At 68.0% G+C, this 3,941-nt stretch carries 3 protein-coding genes; 2 read left to right on the top strand and 1 reads right to left on the bottom strand.

Annotated elements, in window-relative coordinates; genetic code table 11:
* Window positions 1–1,956: penicillin-binding protein 1A (locus D183_RS0109735; RefSeq protein WP_026144344.1), on the bottom strand; the 1,956-nt coding region annotated here is incomplete at its 3' end.
* Window positions 1,957–2,174: 218 nt separating this feature from the next.
* Between D183_RS0109735 and D183_RS0109730 the strand changes: the two genes are divergently transcribed.
* Both D183_RS0109730 and D183_RS0109725 read left to right on the top strand, forming a co-directional pair.
* Complete coding sequence (locus D183_RS0109730; RefSeq protein WP_017908825.1) at window positions 2,175–3,233, top strand: pilus assembly protein PilM; 1,059 nt, start codon at window positions 2,175–2,177, stop codon at window positions 3,231–3,233.
* The coding region (locus tag D183_RS0109725; RefSeq protein ID WP_017908824.1) for a PilN domain-containing protein at window positions 3,233–3,941 on the top strand (709 nt) is incomplete at its 3' end. The genes D183_RS0109730 and D183_RS0109725, both read left to right, overlap by 1 nt.

The raw sequence follows: 3,941 nt of genomic DNA, 5'->3' as shown, positions 1-3,941 counted from the left end.
GGGCTTCTCGGCGGCAGCCGCCGTGGCCGCGGGCTCTGCCGGCTTGGCCGCCGGCGGCGGCGTGGCCGCGCCGAAGTTGAAGCCGTCCACCACCTGGCTGACCGGTGCGGCGTTGCCGCCGACGCTGCCGCAACTGCGGCAGGCGGTCAGCGGATGTTCCTGGAACAGGACATTGCCGTCGCGGTCGGTGACCTTGTCGATGATCCAGGTGTTGACCAGCGAGCCGCCGTTGGCGAACACGGTGTACCCGCGCGCCACCGACAGCGGAGTCAGCGAGGCGGTGCCCAGCGACATCGACAGGTTCGGCGGCAGCTCGGCTTCCTGGAAGCCGAACTGGCTGATGTACTTGCGCGCGAAGTCCACGCCGATGGCGTCCAGCAGGCGCACCGAGACCAGGTTGCGCGACTGCACCAGCGCCTCGCGCAGGCGCATCGGGCCGCGGAAGCCGCCGCCGTCGTTCTGCGGCGACCAGGTCTTGCCGCGGCGGTCGCGGAACACCACCGGTGCGTCGAGCACGATCGAGGCCGGGTTGAAGCCCTTTTCGAACGAGGCCGCGTACAGGAACGGCTTGAAGCTGGAGCCTGGCTGGCGGCGCGCCTGGGTGGCGCGGTTGAACTTGTTGCCGGCGTAGCTGAAGCCGCCGACCATGGCGCGCAGCGCGCCGTTGTTGGCGTCCAGCGACACCAGCGCGGCCTGGCCGCGCGGGATCTGGGTGATCTCCCATTCGCCCGGCTTGTCGCCTTCCTGGATGCGCACCAGGTCGCCGCGCTTGAGCAGGGTGGCGGGGCTGCGCCCGGTCCAGCGGCTGGCGGCCACCGGCAGCACCAGCTCGGTCTTGTTGGCGAGCACCACGGTGGCGCTGCCGTCGCTGCCGGTGCCGGCGACGATGCTGGGCAGCATCCCGCCTTGCGCGTAGACGCCGCTCAGGTGGCTGGCCAGCGCCGCCGCATCGGCGGTGGCCGGGACGTCGAAATGCTTTTCCACTCCATGCCAGCCATGGCGGCGATCGTAGACGACCAGACCCTGGCGCACGGCATGGTTGGCGGCGGCCTGCAGGGTCGCATCGATGCTCGTGTAGACGTGGTAGCCCTTGTCCAGCACGTCGCCGCCGAAGCGCGCGATCATTTCCTGGCGCACCAGCTCGGCCACGTACGGGGCCTCGACCTCGACCGGGCGCTCGTGCGGCGCGGCGTGCATCGGCACCGCCTTGGCCGCCTCGGCCTCGGCCGGGGTGATGAAGCCCAGCGCGGCCATGCGGCTGAGCACATAGTTGTCGCGGCGCTGCTTGGCGCGCTCGGGGTTGCTGATCGGGTTGCCGCTGGAGGGGAACTTGGGGATGCCGGCCAGCGACGCCATCTCGTCCAGGCTCAGCTCGTTGAGCTTCTTGCCGTAGTAGTACTCGGCGGCGGCGGCGACGCCGTAGGCGCGGTTGCCGAAGAAGCTCTTGTTGAGATACAGCTCGAAGATCTCGTCCTTGGTCAGCTCGGCCTCGATCTTGCGCGCCAGCAGGATCTCCGCCAGCTTGCGGGTGTAGCTGTATTCCGAGCTCAGGAAGAACTGGCGGGCCACCTGCTGGGTGATGGTGGAGCCGCCCGGCACGCGCTTGTCGTTGGTGGTGGCCAGCAGCCACACCGCGCGGGCGATGCCCTTGTAGTCGACCCCGCCATGCTCGTAGAACCGGGCATCCTCGGTGGCCAGGAAGGCCTGCTTCAGCCGCTCCGGCACGTCTTTCATGGTGATGGGGTAGCGCCGGGTCTCGCCGAACAGCGCCATCAGCTTGCCGTCGCTGGAGTAGACGTACATCGGCTCCTGCAGTTCGACCTTGCGCAGGGTCTGCACGTCCGGGAGCTTGGAGGAGACGACGTAGTACAGCCCGCCTGCCACGGCGGCGCCGACCAGGCCAAGGAGGACGAACAAGACCAGCGCCCAGCGCAGCCAACGACGAAAACGGGGCATCGCGAGAGATTCCGATTGCAGATTTCTTGGGCGCAGAGTATAGAGTACGCCGGGGAACGGCTGGGGCCGGTTCCGGGGATGCGACGGGTTTGCTGCCGCAGGTCATGCCGTGACACGGATCGCGACATGCAGCCGGGCGGTTGCCAATTGCAAAAAATTTGTTATTAATGCGCTGGCGCAACATTGGCGTCCAAGTGCCCGCCGGCAGGGGAAAATCCGTGGGGCTTATCCCAAAGAGTCAGCAGCCGCTGATCGGCATCGACATCAGCTCGACCGCGGTCAAGCTGCTGCAGCTTTCGCGTAACGGCAACCGGTTCCGGGTCGAGCATTACGCCGTCGAACCCTTGCCGCCCAATGCCGTGGTCGAGAAGAACATCGTCGAGGTCGAGGCGGTGGGCGAGGCGATCCGCCGCGCCGTGACCCGGTCCGGTACCCGCGCCAAGCATGCCGCGGCCGCCGTGGCCGGTTCGGCGGTGATCACCAAGGTGATCCCGATGCCGGCCGAGCTGGACGAGAGCGAGCTGGAAGCCCAGGTCGAACTGGAGGCGGTGAACTACATCCCGTACCCGATCGACGAAGTGAACCTGGATTTCGAGGTGCTGGGCGTCATCCCCAACAACCCCGAGATGGTGCAGGTGCTGCTGGCCGCCTCGCGCTCGGAGAACGTGGAGCTGCGCCAGTCGGCCCTGGAGCTGGGCGGGCTGGTGGCCAAGGTGATGGACGTGGAGGCCTTCGCGGTCGAGAACGCCTTCGCGCTGGTGGCCAGCGAGCTGCCGGTGGCCGCCGACGGCATCGTCGCCCTGGTCGACATCGGCGCCACCATGACCACCCTCAATGTCCTGCGTGGCGGGCGCAGCCTGTACAGCCGCGAGCAGGTGTTCGGCGGCAAGCAGCTGACCGACGAAGTGATGCGCCGCTACGGCCTGACCTACGAGGAAGCCGGCATGGCCAAGCGCCAGGGCGGGCTGCCGGAAAGCTACGAGGTCGAGGTGCTGGAGCCGTTCAAGGAAGCCACGGTGCAGCAGATCAGCCGCCTGCTGCAGTTCTTCTATGCCGGCAGCGAATTCAACCGTGTCGACCACATCGTCCTGGCCGGCGGCTGCGCCGCCCTGGCCGGATTGCCGGAGATGGTGGAGGAGCAACTGGGCGTGGCCACGGTGGTCGCCAACCCGTTGGCGCAGATGACCCTGGGGCCGAAGGTGCAGGCGCATGCGCTGGCCCAGGACGCGCCGGCGCTGATGATCGCCACCGGCCTGGCGCTGAGGAGCTTCGACTGATGGCGAAGATCAATCTGCTGCCCTGGCGGGCGGAACGGCGCAAGCAGCGCGAACGCGAGTTCTATTCGATGCTTGGCCTGGCCGCGTTCGCCGGGGTGCTGCTGGCGGGGCTGATCTGGTTCTACTACGACCTGCAGATCAGCGGCCAGAACGAGCGCAACGCGTATCTGCAGGCCGAGATCGAGAAGGTCCAGGCGCAGAACAAGGAAATCGACACCCTCGACGAGAAGAAGCGCCGCCTGCTGGCGCGCAAGCAGGTGATCGAGGAACTGCAGGCCAAGCGCTCGCAGATGGTGCACCTGTTCGACTCGCTGGTGCGGACCATTCCCGACGGCGTGGTGCTGACCTCGGTGAAGCAGGAAGGCGACATGCTGACCCTGGAGGGCCGCTCGCAGTCCAACGCGCGGGTCAGTACCTACATGCGCAACCTCGAGGGTTCGGGCTGGATGACCAATCCGGAGCTGACGGTGATCGAGGCCAAGGCCCAGGAGAAGGAAGCCAAGGGTCCGATCGTCGATACCAAGGCGCTGCCGTACGTGTTCACGCTGCGGGTCAAGCTGCCGGTGCCGGGCGAGAGCACCGATCCGGCCGCCGCCGGGACGGCACCTGCGGGTTCCGCTGTGCCCGGAACACCTGGCGCAGCTCCCGCGGGCGGCGCGCCTGGCACGCCGCCGGCGCAGGCTCCGGGCGCTCCTGCGCCTGCGCCTG

Source organism: Xanthomonas sp. SHU 199 (assembly GCF_000364665.1).
Classification (GTDB): Bacteria; Pseudomonadota; Gammaproteobacteria; order Xanthomonadales; family Xanthomonadaceae; genus Xanthomonas_A; species Xanthomonas_A sontii.
Note: the sequence above shows the minus strand (reverse complement) of the source record. Positions and strands in the feature narration are given on the sequence as shown.